General features: G+C 71.8%; 18 protein-coding genes. 11 read left to right on the top strand and 7 right to left on the bottom strand.

Translation table 11 applies throughout. The annotated features are described in order from the left end of the window. Positions 1-99: 99 nt before the first annotated feature. A complete protein-coding gene (gene ddaH, locus AB0I79_RS11945; RefSeq protein ID WP_357870654.1) occupies positions 100-846 on the bottom strand; it encodes a dimethylargininase in 747 nt (248 codons plus the stop codon). 38 nt (positions 847-884) lie between these two features. Here ddaH and AB0I79_RS11940 point away from each other — a divergent pair, with 38 nt between their 5' ends. From AB0I79_RS11940 to AB0I79_RS11915, 6 genes are all read left to right on the top strand, one after another. Beyond that, on the top strand, positions 885-1130 hold the full coding sequence (locus AB0I79_RS11940) for a DUF2630 family protein (protein WP_357870652.1): 246 nt from the start codon (positions 885-887) through the stop codon (positions 1128-1130). Positions 1131-1186: 56 nt separating this feature from the next. After that, positions 1187-2179: a GNAT family N-acetyltransferase gene (locus AB0I79_RS11935; protein ID WP_357870650.1), complete on the top strand. Its 993-nt coding sequence runs from the start codon at positions 1187-1189 to the stop codon at positions 2177-2179. Positions 2180-2213: 34 nt separating this feature from the next. Continuing rightward, positions 2214-4424: a glycoside hydrolase family 6 protein gene (locus tag AB0I79_RS11930; RefSeq protein WP_357870647.1), complete on the top strand. Its 2211-nt coding sequence runs from the start codon at positions 2214-2216 to the stop codon at positions 4422-4424. Positions 4425-4598: 174 nt separating this feature from the next. After that, positions 4599-5915, top strand: a complete 1317-nt coding sequence (locus AB0I79_RS11925; RefSeq protein ID WP_357870644.1) for an MFS transporter — start codon at positions 4599-4601, stop codon at positions 5913-5915. A gap of 9 nt (positions 5916-5924) precedes the next feature. After that, complete coding sequence (locus tag AB0I79_RS11920; RefSeq protein WP_357870641.1) at positions 5925-6590, top strand: response regulator transcription factor; 666 nt, start codon at positions 5925-5927, stop codon at positions 6588-6590. Beyond that, positions 6587-7915, top strand: a complete 1329-nt coding sequence (locus AB0I79_RS11915; RefSeq protein ID WP_357870638.1) for a HAMP domain-containing sensor histidine kinase — start codon at positions 6587-6589, stop codon at positions 7913-7915. The genes AB0I79_RS11920 and AB0I79_RS11915 overlap by 4 nt, the downstream gene beginning before the upstream one ends. Before the next feature lie 42 nt (positions 7916-7957). Here the strand turns inward: AB0I79_RS11915 and AB0I79_RS11910 are convergent, their stop codons facing one another. Beyond that, entirely contained in the window at positions 7958-8866 is a 909-nt protein-coding gene (locus AB0I79_RS11910) for a TAXI family TRAP transporter solute-binding subunit (RefSeq protein WP_357870635.1), read from the bottom strand. Positions 8867-8892: 26 nt separating this feature from the next. On the opposite strand from AB0I79_RS11910, the gene AB0I79_RS11905 reads away from it, so the two are divergent. Then, complete coding sequence (locus AB0I79_RS11905; RefSeq protein ID WP_357870632.1) at positions 8893-9612, top strand: Mut7-C RNAse domain-containing protein; 720 nt, start codon at positions 8893-8895, stop codon at positions 9610-9612. 39 nt (positions 9613-9651) lie between these two features. Here AB0I79_RS11905 and urtE read toward each other — a convergent pair whose 3' ends face one another. From urtE to urtA, 5 genes are read right to left on the bottom strand one after another with little or no spacing between them, the layout of a single operon-like run. Then, on the bottom strand, positions 9652-10341 hold the full coding sequence (gene urtE, locus AB0I79_RS11900; protein WP_357870629.1) for an urea ABC transporter ATP-binding subunit UrtE: 690 nt from the start codon (positions 10339-10341) through the stop codon (positions 9652-9654). Next, a complete protein-coding gene (gene urtD / locus AB0I79_RS11895) occupies positions 10319-11071 on the bottom strand; it encodes an urea ABC transporter ATP-binding protein UrtD (protein ID WP_357870626.1) in 753 nt (250 codons plus the stop codon). Before urtD ends, urtE begins: the two co-directional genes overlap by 23 nt. Continuing rightward, positions 11055-12077 (bottom strand): urea ABC transporter permease subunit UrtC, encoded by a 1023-nt coding sequence (gene urtC / locus AB0I79_RS11890; protein WP_357870623.1) that lies wholly within the window; start codon positions 12075-12077, stop codon positions 11055-11057. Before urtC ends, urtD begins: the two co-directional genes overlap by 17 nt. Beyond that, positions 12074-12922 (bottom strand): urea ABC transporter permease subunit UrtB, encoded by an 849-nt coding sequence (urtB, locus tag AB0I79_RS11885; protein WP_357870621.1) that lies wholly within the window; start codon positions 12920-12922, stop codon positions 12074-12076. The genes urtC and urtB overlap by 4 nt, the downstream gene beginning before the upstream one ends. Then, entirely contained in the window at positions 12922-14130 is a 1209-nt protein-coding gene (gene urtA, locus AB0I79_RS11880) for an urea ABC transporter substrate-binding protein (RefSeq protein WP_357870618.1), read from the bottom strand. The genes urtB and urtA overlap by 1 nt, the downstream gene beginning before the upstream one ends. Positions 14131-14318: 188 nt before the next feature. Here urtA and AB0I79_RS11875 point away from each other — a divergent pair, with 188 nt between their 5' ends. The 4 genes from AB0I79_RS11875 to AB0I79_RS11860 are packed head-to-tail and all read left to right on the top strand — an operon-like array spanning position 14319 to position 17491. After that, on the top strand, positions 14319-14621 hold the full coding sequence (locus AB0I79_RS11875; protein WP_357870615.1) for an urease subunit gamma: 303 nt from the start codon (positions 14319-14321) through the stop codon (positions 14619-14621). Further along, positions 14618-14929: an urease subunit beta gene (locus AB0I79_RS11870; protein ID WP_357870612.1), complete on the top strand. Its 312-nt coding sequence runs from the start codon at positions 14618-14620 to the stop codon at positions 14927-14929. Before AB0I79_RS11875 ends, AB0I79_RS11870 begins: the two co-directional genes overlap by 4 nt. After that, the gene (locus AB0I79_RS11865; protein ID WP_357870609.1) at positions 14922-16631 is read left to right on the top strand and encodes an urease subunit alpha; all 1710 of its coding nucleotides are present in this window, start codon (positions 14922-14924) and stop codon (positions 16629-16631) included. Before AB0I79_RS11870 ends, AB0I79_RS11865 begins: the two co-directional genes overlap by 8 nt. Beyond that, on the top strand, positions 16631-17491 hold the full coding sequence (locus AB0I79_RS11860; protein WP_357870606.1) for an urease accessory UreF family protein: 861 nt from the start codon (positions 16631-16633) through the stop codon (positions 17489-17491). Before AB0I79_RS11865 ends, AB0I79_RS11860 begins: the two co-directional genes overlap by 1 nt. Positions 17492-17508: the final 17 nt, after the last annotated feature.

Below are 17508 nucleotides of genomic sequence, written 5' to 3'. Positions count from 1 at the left end.
CCCCCGCCGCGGCAGCTAAGAAGGAGCCCGCGCAGCATGCCATGCACGCTACCAGACGTCTCGGGATGCACCGCCCAGCATCTCAGGATCTGAGAACAGTCAGTCGCCCACGAGCACGCTCAAGCAGGTGACACAACCTTCAAGCTTCTCGTATTCCGAGATATCTACCATCGTCACGAAATATCCGCGTTTTTCGAGCATGACGGCGGTCTTCGGGGCCGACGCGGCCAGCAGCACCCGGTCCTCTCCCAGCACCACCACGTGCGCGCCCGCCTCCTCCTCCGGCGCGAGCACCCCGGGCAGGTCCACACAGGCCGGATCCCCGATGAGCGTCCCGTCGGGCAGCGCGGTCACCGCCGACTTCAGGTGCAGCACGCCGCGCAGCTCCACGGGCACGACCCGGCGCTCGGGCAGCAGGGCCGTCAGCTGGGCGATGCCCTCGTCGTTGGACCTGGCCGACCTGCCCACGTACACGGTGGGGCCCACCTGCAGCACGTCGCCGCCGTCGAGCGTGCCGGGCGGCACGATCCTGACCGACTTCATGCCCAGCTCGTGCACGGCGCGCGCCACCGACTCCACCTCCGGCCGCCGCCGCGGCGCCCCCGGCCTGGTCAGCACGGCCAGCCGGCCCGACACCACCATGGTGTCTTCCACGAACGGCGCGTCGGGCAGGTCGTCGGCCGGCGGGACGTACACCGGCCGCCAGCCCGCCTGGGCCAGCGCCTCGACGTAGGCGCCGTGCTGGGCGGCGGCCCGCTCGTGATCCACCGGCTCGCGCTCGATGTGCGTGACGATGCCCTCGGAGATCCTCGGGCCGGGCTTCCTTACCAGCGCCATACCAGCCATGGGGCGTGTTCTATCACGCGGTCGTTAGAGTCTTGGGCATGCGGGACGACGAGATTCTCACCACGATCAGCGCGCTGGTCACCGAGGAGCACGAGCTGCGCGGCAGGATGTCCGCCGGCGAGGTGACCTCCGACCAGGAGCACGCGCGCATCAAGGAGCTGGAGACGGCCCTCGACCAGTGCTGGGACCTGCTCAGGCAGCGCCGGGCCAGGCGCACCGCGGGCGAGGACCCCGACGGCGCCAGCGCCCGCCCGGCCGGCGAGGTGGAGAACTACCGCCAGTAGGCCAGGCCGGATAAAACCGCTGGCCCCGCCCGGTGGGCGTGCGCTTGGCTGGAGGGATGCGCATCCAGCCCATCACGATTCCCGACCAGCCGGGCGACCCCTCCGACGACGACCTCGTCGCGGGCCTGCACGCCGCGTACGTGGCCGGCTATCACGAGGACGCCGGCCCGGTGATCCCGCTTGCCCGCTTCCGCCGCGACATGTGCGCGCACTCACCGTCCCAGCGGGTGGAGGCCTGTGCCCTGATCGAGGGCGACCAGGTCGTGGGCGGCTACGCGCTGGCCTTCCCCCAGCTCGACAACCGTCACGCGGGCTGGATCTTCCCCCTCGTCGTGCACCCCGGCCACCGGGGCCGCGGGCTCGGCGCCGCCCTGTTCGGCCACGCCCTCGACCGCCTGCGGGCGCACGGCCGTACCCTGCTGCTCACCGAGACCCCCGCCACCGGCACCGGCGCGCGATTCGCCGGCGCGCACGGGATGAGCGTGGCGCTGTCGGAGGCGCGCCGCACGCTCGATCTGCGCAAGGCCGACTGGCCCGCGCTGGAACGCATGGTCCCCGAGGTCGCGGGCTACACCCTGGAGCGCTGGATCGGCCCGACCGCGCCCGAGCGGCTGCCCGATCTCGCGACCCTCTTGAACGGCATGAACGACGCCCCGCGCCACGGCGACGTCGAGGAGCAGAACTTCAGCGTCGAACGCCTGCGCGCCCGCGAGGAGAGCATGCCGGAGATCGGCCAGACCTGCTACACCACGATCGCCCGCCGCGACACGGACGGCGCCCCCGCCGCCTACACGCGCCTCTTCCTCGACACCGGCCGCACCGACGGCTGGGCCCAGCAGGGCGACACGGCGGTGCTGCGCGCGCACCGCGGCCACCGGCTCGGCCTGCTGCTCAAGCTCTCCAACCTGCTGTGGCTGCGCGAGCACGAGCCGCAGGTCGAGCGCGTCATCACCTGGAACGCCACCACCAACCGCCACATGCTGGCCATCAACGAGGCCATGGGCTTCGAGCTCTTCGACGAGTGGCACCAGTGGCGGCTGACCCTGTAGTCGGTAAGGATCATCCGGGCTAACCTGAGCGTCTATGACCTTGGAGGTGCTGCGCGACGGGGACCCTGGGCAGGTGGGCCCGTACACCCTCCTCGGCCGGCTGGGCGAGGGCGGCATGGGCGTCGTCTACCTCGCCCGCGACCCCGTCGGCACGCGGGTGGCCGTCAAGCTCCTGCACGCCAGGATGGACGCGCACCCCGACTTCAGGCGCCGCTTCGCCCGGGAGGTGGCCGCCGCCCAGCGCGTCGCCCGCTTCTGCACCGCGCCCGTCCTCGACGCCGACGTGGAGGGGCGGCTCGCGTACCTGGTCACGGAGTACGTCGAGGGCCCCAGCCTCAAGGAGGCCGTCGACACCTCTGGACCGTTGCGCGGCTCCGCCCTCGACGGCCTGGCGGCCTCGATGGCGATGGCCCTGCGGGCCATCCACGGGGCCGGGGTGGTGCATCGCGACCTGAAGCCCTCCAACGTGCTGCTCTCCCAGGTAGGCCCCAAGGTCATCGACTTCGGCATCGCCTGGCTCGCCGACTCCGACGCGAGCAGCACGGTCCTGGGGACGCCCGCGTACATGTCGCCCGAGCAGGTGTCGGGCGGTGCCGTCGGCCCGGCCTCCGACATCTTCTCCTGGGGCTGCACGGTCGCCTTCGCCGCCGGCGGCGCCCCGCCGTTCGGCTCCGGCTCCATCCCGTCCCTCCTCCTGCGCATCGTCCAAGACCCCCCGACCCTGAACGGCCTCACGGGACCGCTCCTCGACCTGGTCCTGGCCTCCCTCTCCAAGGACCCATCGGCCCGCCCCACGGCCCAGGCCCTCATGGACCACCTCAGCACCGGCACCCCGAGCGGCACGGGCAGCCACGGCGGGCCGGGCACGGGCGGGCCAGGCACGGGCGGGCCGGACGCGGGCGGCGTGGACGCAGCAAGCGCAAGCGCGTCCGGGATGGGCAGCGGCGCGAACGCGGGCGGCGCGAGCACGCACGGCGAAGGCGGCACAGGCACAGGCACAGGCACAGGCGGCAAGGATCGTATGGCGGCGGTGGCCGGGCAGCGCAAGATCCTGGCCGCCGCAGCCGCCGTGGCGGTCGCGGTGGGCGGTGTCTCGGCTGCCCTGGCCATGCGCGAGGACCCGACCACCGCCACCAGCACGCCCGCGACCGCACCGGCAACCACCACCCCCGGCAAAGCACCGGCCGACGGCAAACCCTCAGCCACCGGCAACCCGCCGACCACCTCCCGGAACCCGCTCAGATCGACAGAACCGATCACCTTCTACGCCCCGGAGGAGCCGGGCGCCGGCCGCCAGGCGGCCCTGTGGAAGGACGACCGCCCAGCGGACGCCGAGCTCATGCGCAAGCTGGCCCAGGTCCCCCACGCCATCCGCCTCAACCAGCCAGAGGTCAGGTCGAAGGTGGACGCGACGGTCACCGCTGCGGAGCAGGCAGGCGGCGTCCCCGTGTTCCTGATCAGCTACATGCCGGGCAACGAGTGCCTCCCCGCGAGCGCCTCGGCCATGCCCGCCTACCAGGAGTGGCTCGCCGGCGTCGCCCGCCAGATAGGCGCCTCCAAGGCGGTGGTCATCCTGGAGCCGGGCAGTCTGGTCAGGGTCCCGGGCACGGAGCAGTGCCCCACGCGGCAGGGCTCGCCGGAGCAGCGTTACCAGGACCTGCGCCAGGCCGTACAGACTCTCAAGGCGAACCCCGGCACGGCCGTCTACCTGGACGGCAGCCAGGACCACTGGCCGGGCACCGAGATCATGGCCGAGCGCCTGATCGGCGCCGGCATCGACAAGGCGGACGGGTTCTTCGTCAACACGGCCGGCTACCAGAGCACGGCCAAGAGCGTCGAGTACGGCAAGGCGCTGTCCGCCTGCATCAGCGTACGGCTGAAGTCGGGCGGGAAGACCTGCCCGCAGGACGCCGGCCTGGACCCGGCGGCCATGCCGCACTTCGTGGTGGACACCAGCCGGAACGGCCAGGGCTCCTGGTCTCCCAAGAAGCGCTACGAGGACCCGCAGACCTGGTGCAACCCGCCGGGCAGGGGCGCCGGCGACCGGCCCACGACCGAGACGGGCGAGGAGCTGGTGGACGCGTACCTGTGGATCGCCCGCGCGGGCACCTCCAGCGGCCGGTGCAGGCGCGGCACGGACGGCGAGCAGGATCCCGAGCGCGGCGTGGTCTCCCCGCCGAGCGGCGAGTGGTGGGCGGACCTGGCGCTGGAACGGGCGAAGAACGCCAATCCCCCCTTGAGCTGACCCACCGCCACCTGCCTCCGCGCCGCCGCCCCTGCCACCCCGCTGTTGCGACGGCGTTAATGCCGCGTAAGAAGTCATGTTAAGCGGACGTTAGATATCACCCCTCCTCCCTTGTCCGAACAACCTTCTGCCATAAGGCTCTGACCAGCAGGTACTCCCCCCAGGAGGTGGTTCGTGAGCAAGGCACGCGTGCCGTGGAAGGCCGTCATCGGCGGCTCCATCGGCAATATGGTCGAGTGGTACGACTGGTTCGTCTACAGCAGTTTCGCCATCTATTTCGCCGCCTCCTTCTTCCCTGAGGGCAACGACACGGCGAAGCTGCTCAACACCGCGGCCATCTTCGCCGTCGGTTTCTTCATGCGCCCGCTCGGCGGCTGGCTGCTCGGCCGCTACGCCGACAGGAAGGGCCGCAAGGCGGCGCTCACGCTCACGGTCACGCTCATGTCGGCCAGCGCCCTGCTGATCGCCATCGCCCCGACGTACGAGGCGGTCGGCTACTTCGGCGCCCTGGTCCTGGTGGTGGCGCGTCTGTTGCAGGGCCTGTCGGTGGGCGGCGAGTACGCGGCCAGCGCCACGTACCTGACCGAGGCCACCCCGCGCGGCCGCCGCGGCTTTGCCTCCAGCTTCCAGTACGTCTCCATGACCGCCGGCCAGCTCATCGGCCTCGGCCTGCAGATCATCCTGCAGAACACGATGTCCCAGGAGGCCCTGAGCTCGTACGGCTGGCGCATCCCGTTCGTGGTCGGCGCGGCCGCCGCCGCGGTCGTGTTCTACCTGCGCCGCAACCTCCTGGAGACGGAGGCGTACGACGAGGAGGAGCGCGAGAGCGGGAAGGGCGAGGGCCGCGGCACGATCAGGGCGCTGCTGAACCACAAGAAGGAGGCGCTGCTGGTCATCGCGCTGACGATGGGCGGCACGGTCGCGTACTACACCTACACGACGTACCTCACCAAGTACCTGTCGAACACCGCGGGCCTGGCCAAGGAGACGGCCACGCTGGTGAGCTTCTGCGCGCTGTTCATCTTCATGTGCCTGCAGCCGCTGGCGGGCGGCCTGTCGGACCGGATCGGGCGCAGGCCGTTGCTGATCACGTTCGGGATCGGGTCGATGCTGGGCACGGTGCCGCTGATGACGGCGCTCGGCGGGGTGCAGGGTTTCGGCGGCGGGCTGGTGCTGTCGCTGACCGGCCTGGTGATCGTGACGGGTTACACCTCGATCAACGCGGTGGTGAAGGCCGAGCTGTTCCCGACGAACGTGCGCGCCCTCGGCGTGGCGCTCCCGTACGCCATCGCGAACGCCCTGTTCGGCGGCACCGCCGAGTACGTGGCGCTGTGGTTCAAGGACAGCGGCATCGAGTCCGGCTTCTTCTGGTACGTCTCGGGTTGCGCGGCCGTGTCCCTCGTCGTGTACCTCACCATGCGTGAGACCAGGGACGTCGCGCTGTCCCGTACCGAGCAGGTCACGCAGGAATCGGTCCCCTCGCGCGTCTAACCTGGCGTTATGCGAGTTCTGCTGGTCGAGGACGACGATCGGCTCGCCGCCGCCCTCACCAAGGCCCTGGCCCGGCACGGCCATCAGGTCATCCGGGCGGGCCTGGCCGTGGACGCCCTCCGCCTGGCGGGGGGCGTCGACTTCGTCCTGCTGGACCTGGGGCTGCCCGACATGGACGGGCTGGACGCGCTGCGCCGCCTGCGCCGGGTGTCGGTGGTGCCGCTGATCGTGGTGACCGCCCGCACCGAGGAGCGGGAGGTGCTGCGCGGCCTGCGTTCGGGCGCGGACGACTACCTGGTCAAGCCGTTCCGCACGGTGGAGCTGATGGCCCGCATGGAGGCGGTGGTGCGGCGCGGCACGCGCCCGCGCCCGCAGCGCGACGACGTGGTGAACGTCGGCGACGTGCGCATCGACCTCGAATCGCGGCAGGTCACGGTGGCCGGGGAGCCGGTGACGCTGACGCGGCGGGAGTTCGACCTGCTGGCGATGCTGGCGCGCGAGCCCGGCGTGGTGCGCGGCAGGGAGGAGATCCTGGACGAGGTCTGGGGCGACCCGCTGCTGTCGGCCTCGCGCTCGCTGGACGTGCACGTGGCGAACCTGCGCTCGAAGACTGGCCGCCCGGGGCTGGTGGAGACGCTGCGCGGGACCGGTTACCGGCTGGGCTCGACGGCGTGAACTCGCGGCTCGTGGTCACGTTCACGACGCTGATCGTGTTCCTGGTCGCGGCGCTGGCGGTGCCGCTGGGCCTGTCGTACGCCTCCCACCGCACCAACCGGCTGCTGCTCGACCGCCGCGCCGACGCGACCCGCTTCGCTGAGCTGGCCGACCAGGCGACCCGCGACGACGACCACACAGGGCTGATCGCCGAGATCAACCGCTACGCCGACCTGTACGGCGCCGCCGTCCGCGTACGTGACCGCGACGGCTCCCTGCGCCTGTCCGCCGGCCGGTTCGAGGCCGACGACCGGGACGCGCTGCGCCTGGCCCTGTCGGGCCGGACGACCGAGGACCTGCCGCTGATCACCCCGTTCGGCCCGGCCACGGTGCTGCTGGCGGAGCCGGCGGGACGGGACGCGGCGATCTCGGGCGTGGTGCTGCTGCAGGCGCCCACCGACCAGGCCCGGCTGGACGTGTCGCTGGTGTGGGGCGCGCTGGCGCTGGGCGCGCTGGTCGCGCTGGGGTACTCGGCGCTGGTGGCCAGGCGGCTGGCCCGCTGGATCCTGCGCCCTGTCACGGAGCTCGACCGCACCACGCAGGCCATCGCGCAGGGGCGGCTGGACGCGCGGGCGCATCCCGGTGTCGGCCCGTCGGAGCTGCGGCGGCTGGAGGAGCGCTTCAACGCGATGGCGGACGCGGTCGCGGGGGCGATGGAGCGGCAGCGGGCGTTCGTGGCCGACGCCTCGCACGAGCTGCGTACCCCGCTCACGGTGCTCGGGCTGCGGCTGGAGAACCTGGAGCCGCACCTGCGCGGCGAGGGAACGGCCGAGTTCGAGGAGGCGATGGCGGAGCTGGACCGGCTGGCGCTGCTGGTGGAGGACCTGCTGGCGCTGGCGAAGGTGGAGGCGGGCGCGGGCGTCGAGGGCAAGGAGGTCGAGCTGGCGGCGCGGCTGGCGCTCTGGCGGGAGGTGTACGCGGCGAAGGACGTGCGCCTGCTGACCGGCATCTCCGGGAAGGCCGGGGTTCCGGAGGCCGCGGCCAGGATCGCGGACATCGCCCTCGACAACGCCCAGAAGTTCGTCCCCGCGGGCGGCACGGTCACCGTCACCCTGGAGGACGGCGTGCTGCGCGTGGCCGACGACGGCCCAGGGCTCAGCGAGGAGGAGCGTGCGGAGGCGATGGGCCGCTTCTGGCGCTCCGGCACGCACGCGAACGTGCCGGGCAGCGGACTGGGCCTGGCCATCGCCGCCGAGCTGGCCAGGGCGTGCGGGGCCACGCTGCGGCTGCTGCCCGCCGAGCCGCACGGGCTGGTGGTGGAGCTCCGGCTGCCGCGTCAGCCGTAGGCACTGCTCGGGCCGTAGGTACTGCTCGACCGTGAGCGCAGGTCAACCGTAGACGGAGCGGTAGTAGCGGGCGGCGCCGGGATGCAGCGGCACGACGCCGGTCCCGATCGCGTACCGCTCGTCCAGCCGCCCCCCGGGTGCCGACGGCGCCTGGAGACGGTCGCGGGAGCTGAACAGCGTCTCGGTGATCGTGTACGCCAGGTCGGCGGACAGCGAGCTGCGGCACATCAGGTAGCTGGGCGTGCCCACCGTCCGGACGGACCTGGTGCCGCCGTAGGTGCCCGCGGGCACGGACGCGTCCTCGTACACGGGCCCGTACCGCCGCCGCAGCACCGGCACGAGCGCCTCCAGCGACACCAGCCGCACGTCGTCCCGCGAGGCCAGCGCGGGCGTGGGCACCCCGCCGGACCAGAAGAACGCCTCGATCTTCCCGCCGAGCAGCGCCTCGATGGAGGCGTCCAGATCGAGCCTGGCCATCTCGGGCGGCTCTCCCAGCCCGGCGGCGGCCAGCACGCGGGTGGCGGTCACCGCGGTCCCCGACCCCTCGACGCCGATGGACACGGCCTTGCCCGCGAGCTGCTGCACCGTGGTGACCGCCGAGTCCTTCAGCACGACCAGATGCGCGTAGTTCATGTACATCCTGGCCAGGGCGGCGACGGGCTGGTGACGCACGCGTACCGCGTCGTCGGCGCTGTCGGCCAGCGCGAACCCCGCGTCGGCCCGCCCGTCGGCCATCATCGTGAGGTTCTGCACGCTCGCGGCGGTCGGCATCACCTTCACCCGCATCCCACCGCTCCGCAGTTCCTCCGCGAGCCGGTCCCCGAGCGGCCGGTACGGCCCGCCCGCCAGCCCTGTCGCCAGCCGCAGCTCGAACGACCCGTCCTCCGGCCCCGAGCACCCGGCCGCCGCCAGCACGGCGAGCCCCAGGAAGGTGCGGCGGGATATGGACATGAATTCACGTTAGCCGGTGGAACAGAATGGACGGTGTGACGACCGCACGCCTGCGCATCTCCCCGGAGCTGAGGATGTTCCTGCCCGCGAGCCGCCGCCACGAGTGGCAGGAGGTGACCCCCGACACCACCTCCACGCTCGGCCACCACGTCGAGTCGATCGGCGTCCCGCTGACGGAGGTGGGGCCCATGCTGCTCGACGGCCGGGGCGTGCCGCCCTCGTACCAGCTCGCGGCGGGCGACGTGGTGGACGTGCACCCGGTCCCCCGCCCCCAGCAGCTCCCCGAGGAGCCCCGCTTCCTGCTGGACGTGCACCTGGGCACGCTGGCACGGCGGCTGCGGCTGCTCGGCATCGACGCCGCCTACCACAACGACATGGACGACCCCGCCCTGGTGGTGCAGGCCAACGAGGAGCGGCGGGTGCTGCTCACGCAGGACCGCGGCTTGCTGCGCCGCCGCGCGCTGTGGCTCGGCGCGTACGTCCGCGGCTCCGCCCCCGCCGACCAGCTCCGCGACCTGCTCGAACGCTTCGCCCCGCCGCTGCGCCCGTGGACGCGCTGCACGGCGTGCAACGGCGTGCTGGTGGCCGTGACGAAGGACGAGGTCGAGCCCGTGCTGGAGGCCGGCACGCGGCGCAGCTACGACGCCTACGGCCGCTGCGCGTCCTGCGGCCAGGTCTACTGGCACGGCGCGCACAGCGGCCACCTGGAGGAGATCGTCAGGACCGCCCGGGCCTGGGCGGGTTAGCCGGCCGGCAACCGCTGCGCGTCCTCCCGCCTGGGCGGGTCAGACGGCCAGTAGCCGCTGCACGTCCTCCCGGTGCAGTTCCTCGGCGGCTCCGGTCCGTACGACGTGCCCGCCGTCCAGGATGACGAACGTGTCGGCCAGCCGCAGCGCGATGTCCAGGTACTGCTCGACCAGCAGCACGGCCAGCCCCGCCGCGTGCAGCCGCTCGATGGCCGCCTCGATCTCCAGGATGATCGACGGCTGGATGCCCTCGGTCGGCTCGTCGAGGATGAGCATCCGGGGCCGGGTCACCAGGGCGCGCGCCATGGCGAGCTGCTGCTGCTGGCCGCCCGACAGGTGCCCGGCGCTCCGCTTGAGCAGCGGCTTGAGCGCCGGGAAGAGGTCGAGCGCCTCGTCGATGGCCTGCCTGGGCTGCTTGGCGGCCTCCACGGTCACCAGCAGGTTGCCCAGGACGGACAGCTGCGGGAAGCACTGGTGGCCCTGGGGGACGTACCCCATGCCGAGCCGCACCCGTTCGTGCGGTTTCAGCCGGGTGACGTCCCGGCCGTCGAACGTCACGGTGCCCGCCGTGGCGGGCAGCACCCCCATGACGGTGTTGAGCAGCGTGGTCTTGCCGACCCCGTTGCGTCCCATGACGCACACGAGCTGCCCGGGCCCGACCTCCAGCGAGACCCCGAACAGCACCCGCGCCCGCCCGTACCCTGACTCAAGGCCGGTTACCGACAGCATCCTCGGCCTTCCTCCTCCCCAGGTAGACCTCTTGCACGCGGGGGTCGGCGCTGACCTGGTCGACCGATCCCTCCACGAGCACCTTGCCCTCGTGCAGCACGGTCACCGTCGAGGCGTGCCGCCGCAGGAACTCCATGTCGTGCTCCACCACGATCACCGTGTGGTCGTCGGCGATCCGGGTGAGCAGCTCGCCCGTGCGCTCGCGTTCGTCCTTGGACATGCCCGCCACCGGCTCGTCCAGGAGCAGCAGCCGGGGTCGCTGCGCCAGCAGCATGCCGATCTCGAGCCACTGGCGCTGGCCGTGCGAGAGAACGCCCGCTGAACGCTCGGCGAGCTCTTCGAGCCCCGTCCTGGCCAGCGCCTCCTCCACGGCCTCCGAGACGCCCCTGCGCCGCCTGGCCAGCGACCACAGCGGCTTGCGGAAGCTGGCGGCCAGGTCGAGGTTCTCGATCACGGTGAGCTCCTCGAACACCACCGACGTCTGGAACGTGCGCCCCACGCCCAGCCGGACGATCTGGTGCTCCTTCCTGCCGGCCAGGTCGAGGCCGCCGAAGCGCACGCTGCCCGCCGCCGGCTTGGTCAATCCGGTGATCACGTCGATGAGGGTGGTCTTGCCCGCGCCGTTGGGCCCGATGAGGAAGCGCAGCTCGCCCTCGGGCACGGTCAGGTCCACGCCGTCGAGGGCGCGGAAGCCGTCGAACACCACCTGTACGTCACGCAGTTCGAGCACGGCGCAACCTCCCCACGATCCCCACGATCCCCTTCGGGGCCAGCGTCATGACCAGGATGAACAGGGCTCCTTGCAGGTAGAGCCAGCCGTCGGCGAACTGCTCGCTGAACGCCGTCTTGGCGTACCCCATGACGACCGCGCCGAGCACGGCCCCCGCCAGCGCGTGCCGCCCGCCGACGGCCACCGCGACGACGAGCTCCAGCGAGGGCACGACGCCGAGCAGCGCGGGCGAGATGATGCCGACGACCGGCACGAACAGCGCCCCCGCCAGCCCGGCCATGCCCGCCGAGGCGGCGAAGGTGACGGTCTTGACCAGGGCCGGGTCGTAGCCGAGGAAGCGCACCCGGTCCTCGCCGTCCCGGACGGCGAGGAGCAGGCGGCCGTACCGGCTGTTGACGAGCTGGCGGGTGGCCAGGTACAGGATCCCGAGCACGGACGCCACGACGAGGTAGAGCCCGCGCTGCGTGGAGTCGTCGGCGAGGTCCTGGCCGAACAGCTCGAAGAAGTTCGTCATGCCGTTGGTGCCGCCGGTCAGCCCCTGCTGCCCGACCAGCAGGATGACCATCGCGGCGGCCAGCGCCTGGGTGAGGATCGCGAAGTACGCCCCGCGCACGCGCTGCCGGAACACCAGCGTGCCGAGGACCATCGCGAGCAGCACCGGCCCGAGCACCGCCATGCTGACCGCGAAGACGGGATTGGCGAACGGCACCCACAGGGCGGGCAGGTCCTCCACCCCGCTCCACACCATGAAGTCGGGCAGCCCGCCCGCCCCGGCCTCGTTGAGCTTGAGGTACATGGCCATGGAGTAGCCGCCGAGCCCGAAGAAGACGCCCTGGCCGAGGGTGAGCATGCCGCCCTTCCCCCAGACCAGCCCGATCCCGAGCGCGACGATCGCGTAGCACAGGTACTTGGCGAGCAGTCCCAGCCGGAACGGCTCCAGCAGCAGCGGCGCCGCGACCAGCGCGATCACCGCCACGGTCGCGAAGGGCAGATTCCGTTTGATCACGTCAGCACCCTCGACCTCAGCACGAACATCCCCTGCGGCCTGACTTGCAGGAACGCGATGACGACGGCGAAGACGATCACCTTGGCCAGCGAGGCGTCCGACCAGAACTCGGCGTAGGAGTTGAGCAGCCCGAGCCCGATGGCGGCGAGCACCGCGCCGCGCAGCTGCCCGAGCCCGCCGGCCACGACGACGAGGAAGGCGTCCACGATGTAGTACGTGCCGAGCGCCGGCCCGACGGGCCCGATGAGCGTCAGCGCCACCCCGGCCACGCCCGCCAGCCCCGAGCCGATGAAGAACGTCAGCATGTCCACCCGCCCGGTGTCGATCCCGCTGGTGGCCGCGAGCTGCCGGTTCTGCACCACCGCCTGCGTCCTGCGCCCCAGCCCGGTCCGCGTGAGGTACATCCACACCGCCACCACGCCCGCCACCGCGAGCCCCATGATGAACAGCCGGTTGTAGGGCAGGATGCCCACGCCGCCCGACAGCCAGGACGGCGCGGGCACCTGCACGTTGGGCGCGCCGAACAGGTCGCGGGCGAGCTGCTGCAGCACCAGGCTGACGCCCCAGGTGAGCAGCAGCGTGTCCAGCGGCCGGCCGTAGAAGTGCCGGATCGCGGCCCGCTCCAGGATCAGCCCCATCACCCCGGCGACCAGGAACGCCACCGGCAACGCCGGCACCAGGTCCTGCAGCAGGAACGCGGTGTACGCGCCGGCCATGATGAACTCGCCGTGCGCCATGTTGATCACGCCCATCTGCCCGAACGTGAACGTCAGCCCGAGCGCGATCAGCAGCAGCACCGCCCCGATCGACAGGCCGATGGGGAGCTGGTTGACGAAGGCCGACATCACTGACCCGCCGCCAGGCCGGCCGCCCACGGGTACCCCTTGAGGTACGGGTCCGGCTTGATCGGCTGCCCCGAGTCCCACACCTGCTTGATCAGCCCGTCCGGCTGGATGATGCCGATGCGGGCGGTCTTGTACATGTGCTGGTTCTCGCCGTCGATGGTGACCAGGCCCTCGGGGCGTTCGAGCGCGATGCCGGGCGCGGCCTTCCTGGCCGCCTCGACCTCGGTCGTGCCGGCCTTCTTGACGGCCTCGGCCCACAGGTAGACGGCGTTGTAGCCGGCCTCCATGGGGTCGGAGGTGACCTTGGCCGCGCCGTACCTGGCCTTGTACGCCTTGACGAACGCCTCGTTGGCCGGGGTCTCGGTGGTCTGGTAGTAGTTCCAGGCGACCGGGTGGCCGGCGATGTTGTCCACGCCGATGCCGGTGACCTCCTCCTCGGCGACGCTCACCGACAGCACCGGCATGGCCTCGGCCGTGGCTCCGGCGCTCTTGAGCTGCTTGAAGAAGGCCACGTTGGAATCCCCGTTGAGGGTGTTGAAGACCGCGTCCGGCTTGGCCTGCACGACCTTGTTGACCAGCGTGGAGTACTCGGTGTGGCCCAGCGGGGTGTACTCCTCGCCGAGGATCTCCATGCCGTTCGCCGCCGCGTACGCCTTGATGATCTTGTTCGCGGTACGCGGGAAGACGTAGTCGCTGCCCACCAGGAACAGCCGCTTCTTGCCCTGCTCCTTGAGGTAGTCGAGCCCGGGGATGATCTGCTGGTTGGTGGTGGCGCCGGTGTAGAAGATGTACGGCGAGCTCTCCAGCCCCTCGTACTGCACCGGATACCACAGCAGCGACTTGTACCGTTCGAAGACCGGCAGCATCGCCTTCCTGCTGGCCGAGGTCCAGCCGCCGAAGACGGTGGCGACCTTGTCCTGCCTGATCAGCTTCGTGGCCTTCTCGGCGAACGTGGGCCAGTCGGAGGCCCCGTCCTCCACGACCGGCACGAGCTTCTTGCCGAGCACACCCCCAGCCTTGTTGATCTCGTCGATGGCGAGCAACTCGGCGTCGCGCACGGTGACCTCGCTGATCGCCATCGTGCCGCTGAGTGAGTGCAGGAGGCCGACCTTGATCTCGTTCGAGGAGGCGGCGGGTTCGGCATCGGATCCGCAGGCCGCCAGGGCCAGGACGAGCATCGCGGAAACGAGCGGGCGGGAGATGCGCACAGGAGTTCCTTCCTGCCGACCGGTTCTGCGAGAAAGGTGACTCCGGGACATTTCACTTGAAGATCCCGTTTGTTAATTGGCGATTGCCGAACGTTCACAGGAACACGGGGAATTCATCCGCGCGGCGCGAAACCAACACGACATCCGCCCGCAACAGCGTGGAAACGGCCGGTTCCTATGGTCCGGCCATGCGGCTTACCTCACACGAGCAGGAGCGGCTGCTCATCCACGTCGCCGCCGGTGTGGCGCGCGAGCGGCAGGCCAGAGGCCTGCGGCTCAACCACCCCGAGGCTACCGCCATCATCGCCTCGTTCCTCATGGAGGGGGCCAGGGACGGGCGCAGCGTCTCCGACCTGATGGAGGCGGGACGGTCGGTGCTCGGCAGGGCCGACGTCATGGAGGGCGTGCCGGAGATGCTGGAGAGCGTGCAGATCGAGGCCACGTTCCCCGACGGCACGAAACTGGTCACCGTCCACAGGCCCATCCCGTGATCCCCGGCGAGTACGCGCACCCCGAGGGCACGATCGCGCTCAACCCCGGGCGCGAGCGGGTCACGGTGCGCGTGGTCAACACGGCTGACCGGCCGGTGCAGGTGGGCTCGCACTACCACTTCGCCGCGGCCAACCCGGGGCTGGAGTTCGACAGGAAGGCGGCCTGGGGGATGCGGCTGGACGTGCCCGCGGGGACCGCGATCAGGTTCGAGCCGGGGGTCGAGCGTGACGTGACGCTGGTGCCGCTGGCCGGCCTCCGCGTGGTGCCCGGCCTGCGGCCGGAGTGGGCGGGGCCGCTGGATGGCTGACATCACGCGCGCCCGATACGCGGCCCTGTACGGGCCCACGACCGGCGACCGGATCCGCCTGGCCGACACCGACCTGTTCGTGGAGGTCACCGAGGACCTGACGACGGGCCCGGCGGGCCCCGGCGACGAGGCCGTCTTCGGCGGCGGCAAGGTCATCCGCGAGTCCATGGGCCAGGCCAGGACCACCCGCGCGGAAGGGGCCGCCGACCTGGTCATCACCGGCGCCGTGATCCTCGACCACTGGGGCGTGGTCAAGGCCGACGTCGGCATCCGCGACGGCCGCATCTCGGTCATCGGGAAGGCGGGCAACCCCGACACGATGGACGGCGTGGACATCGTCATCGGCCCGTCCACCGAGGTGCTCGCCGGCAACGGCAAGATCCTCACCGCCGGGGCCGTCGACTCGCACGTCCACCTGATCTGCCCGCAACTCCTCGACGAGGCCATCGGGTCCGGTGTCACCACGGTGGTCGGGGGCGGCACCGGGCCCGTCGAGGGCACCAAGGCCACCACCGTCACCGGCACCTGGTACCTGGGCCGGATGCTGGAGTCGCTCGACGCGTACCCGCTCAACTTCGCCCTGCTCGGCAAGGGCAACACGGTCAGCACCGACGGGCTCCTGGAGCAGTTGCGCGCCGGGGCCTCCGGCTTCAAGCTGCACGAGGACTGGGGCACCACCCCGGCGGCCATCGACGCCTGCCTCAGCGTGGCCGACGCCTCCGGCGTGCAGGTCACGATCCACACCGACACCCTGAACGAGGCCGGCTTCGTCGAGTCGACGCTCAAGGCCATCGGCGACCGGATGATCCACGCGTACCACACGGAGGGGGCGGGCGGCGGGCACGCGCCCGACATCATCCGCGTGGCCGCCTACCCCAACGTCCTGCCCTCCTCCACCAACCCGACCAGGCCGCACACCGTCAACACCCTCGACGAGCACCTCGACATGCTGATGGTCTGCCACCACCTCAACCCGTCGATCCCCGAGGACCTGGCCTTCGCCGAGTCGCGCATCCGGCCGACCACCATGGCGGCCGAGGACGTGCTGCACGACATGGGCGCGATCTCGATGATCGGCTCCGACTCGCAGGCCATGGGGAGGATCGGGGAGACGATCATCCGTACGTGGCAGACGGCGCACGTCATGAAGGCGCGCCGCGGCGAGCTGGGCTCCGGCCCCGCGGACAACCTCCGCGCCCGCCGCTACGTCGCGAAATATACGATATGTCCCGCTATCGCCCACGGTCTGGACGCCGAGGTCGGCTCCGTCGAACGCGGCAAGCTCGCCGACCTCGTCCTGTGGGACCCGGCCTTCTTCGGGGTCAAGCCCGACCTGGTGCTCAAGGGCGGCGTGGTCGCCTGGGCGCAGATGGGCGACGCCAACGCCTCCATCCCGACCCCGCAGCCGGTGCTGCCCCGCCCCATGTTCGGCGCCTCCCCGGTCACGGCGGCGGCCACCTCGCTGCACTTCGTCTCGCCGCTCGCCCTGGAGTCGGGGCTCGCCGACCGGCTGTCCGTACGCCGCCGGCTCGCGCCCGTGGCCGACGTGCGGCGTCGCGGGAAGTCGTCGATGCCGCTCAACGACGCGCTGCCGCGGATCGAGGTGGCGCCGGACACCTTCGAGGTCCGCATCGACGGCGACCTCGTCGAGCCCGCCCCCGCCACCACCCTTCCCCTCGCCCAGCGTTACTTCCTCTTCTGATGCACCCGTCCCTGCTCCTCCTCACGGACTCCCGCCTCCCGGCCGGCGGCCACGCCCACTCGGGCGGCATCGAACGCGCCGTCGCGTCGGGCGCGGTGCACAACGTGCCCTCCCTGGCCTCCTTCCTGCGCGGCCGACTCCACACGACCGGCACCCTGACAGCGGCCCTCACGGCGGCAGCCTGCACGCAGGCGACCGTCTTCGCCTCCGAGACCGCCGCCGAGGCGGCGGACACACCCGCACCCCTCAGCGCACCCCTCAGCGCACCCCTCAGCGCACCCCTCAGCGCACCCCTCAGCGCGCCGCGTCGGCGAGACCTCCGGCGGGGGAACCCGGCGCACCTGGACGGCGCCCAACCGGCCGACACGCCGCCCGACACTCCGGCGGTGCCACATCCGTGGGCGGTACTGGACGCCGAGGTGGACGCCAGGACCGCCTCGCCCGCCCAGCGCGACGCCTCCAGGACGCAAGGGCGGCTGCTCCTCCGGGTCACCCGCCGCGTGTGGCCGTCCCTCGTGCTGGACGACCTCGCCGGCATCACCCCGAACCCCCACCACCCCATCGCCCTCGGCGCGGCGGCACACGCGGCCGGCGCCACGCCCGAGGAGGCGGCGCTGGCGGCGGCGTACCACGCGATCACCGGCCCGGCCACGGCGGCGGTCAGGCTTCTCGGCCTCGACCCGGTGGCCGTGCACGCCCTGCTCGCCGGCCTCACCCCCGACCTCACCGCCGTGGCCGCGCAAGCCTGCCTCTCCCCTACCGCCCCCGGCTGGGAGGGGCTGCCCGCGCACTCGTCACCGGCCCTCGACCTCCTGGCCGAGCAGCACGCACAAGCCGAGGTCCGGCTGTTCATCTCGTAGAAGGAAGGACCCCTGAC

The sequence above is a fragment of the Nonomuraea sp. NPDC050202 genome (genome assembly GCF_040656115.1).
GTDB lineage: Bacteria > Actinomycetota > Actinomycetes > Streptosporangiales > Streptosporangiaceae > Nonomuraea.
The sequence above is the reverse complement of the archived record's forward strand: the minus strand, read 5'-3'. Positions and strand labels throughout refer to the sequence as shown.

Bases quoted from the DNA above. Each gene is read 5' to 3' on its own strand.
- ddaH (WP_357870654.1), bottom strand. From the start codon at position 846: ATGGCTGGTATGGCGCTGGTAAGGAAGCCCGGCCCGAGGATCTCCGAG.
- AB0I79_RS11940 (WP_357870652.1), top strand. From the start codon at position 885: ATGCGGGACGACGAGATTCTCACCACGATCAGCGCGCTGGTCACCGAG.
- AB0I79_RS11935 (WP_357870650.1), top strand. From the start codon at position 1,187: ATGCGCATCCAGCCCATCACGATTCCCGACCAGCCGGGCGACCCCTCC.
- AB0I79_RS11930 (WP_357870647.1), top strand. From the start codon at position 2,214: ATGACCTTGGAGGTGCTGCGCGACGGGGACCCTGGGCAGGTGGGCCCG.
- AB0I79_RS11920 (WP_357870641.1), top strand. From the start codon at position 5,925: ATGCGAGTTCTGCTGGTCGAGGACGACGATCGGCTCGCCGCCGCCCTC.
- AB0I79_RS11910 (WP_357870635.1), bottom strand. From the start codon at position 8,866: ATGTCCATATCCCGCCGCACCTTCCTGGGGCTCGCCGTGCTGGCGGCG.
- AB0I79_RS11905 (WP_357870632.1), top strand. From the start codon at position 8,893: ATGGACGGTGTGACGACCGCACGCCTGCGCATCTCCCCGGAGCTGAGG.
- urtE (WP_357870629.1), bottom strand. From the start codon at position 10,341: ATGCTGTCGGTAACCGGCCTTGAGTCAGGGTACGGGCGGGCGCGGGTG.
- urtB (WP_357870621.1), bottom strand. From the start codon at position 12,922: ATGTCGGCCTTCGTCAACCAGCTCCCCATCGGCCTGTCGATCGGGGCG.
- AB0I79_RS11875 (WP_357870615.1), top strand. From the start codon at position 14,319: ATGCGGCTTACCTCACACGAGCAGGAGCGGCTGCTCATCCACGTCGCC.
- AB0I79_RS11865 (WP_357870609.1), top strand. From the start codon at position 14,922: ATGGCTGACATCACGCGCGCCCGATACGCGGCCCTGTACGGGCCCACG.
- AB0I79_RS11860 (WP_357870606.1), top strand. From the start codon at position 16,631: ATGCACCCGTCCCTGCTCCTCCTCACGGACTCCCGCCTCCCGGCCGGC.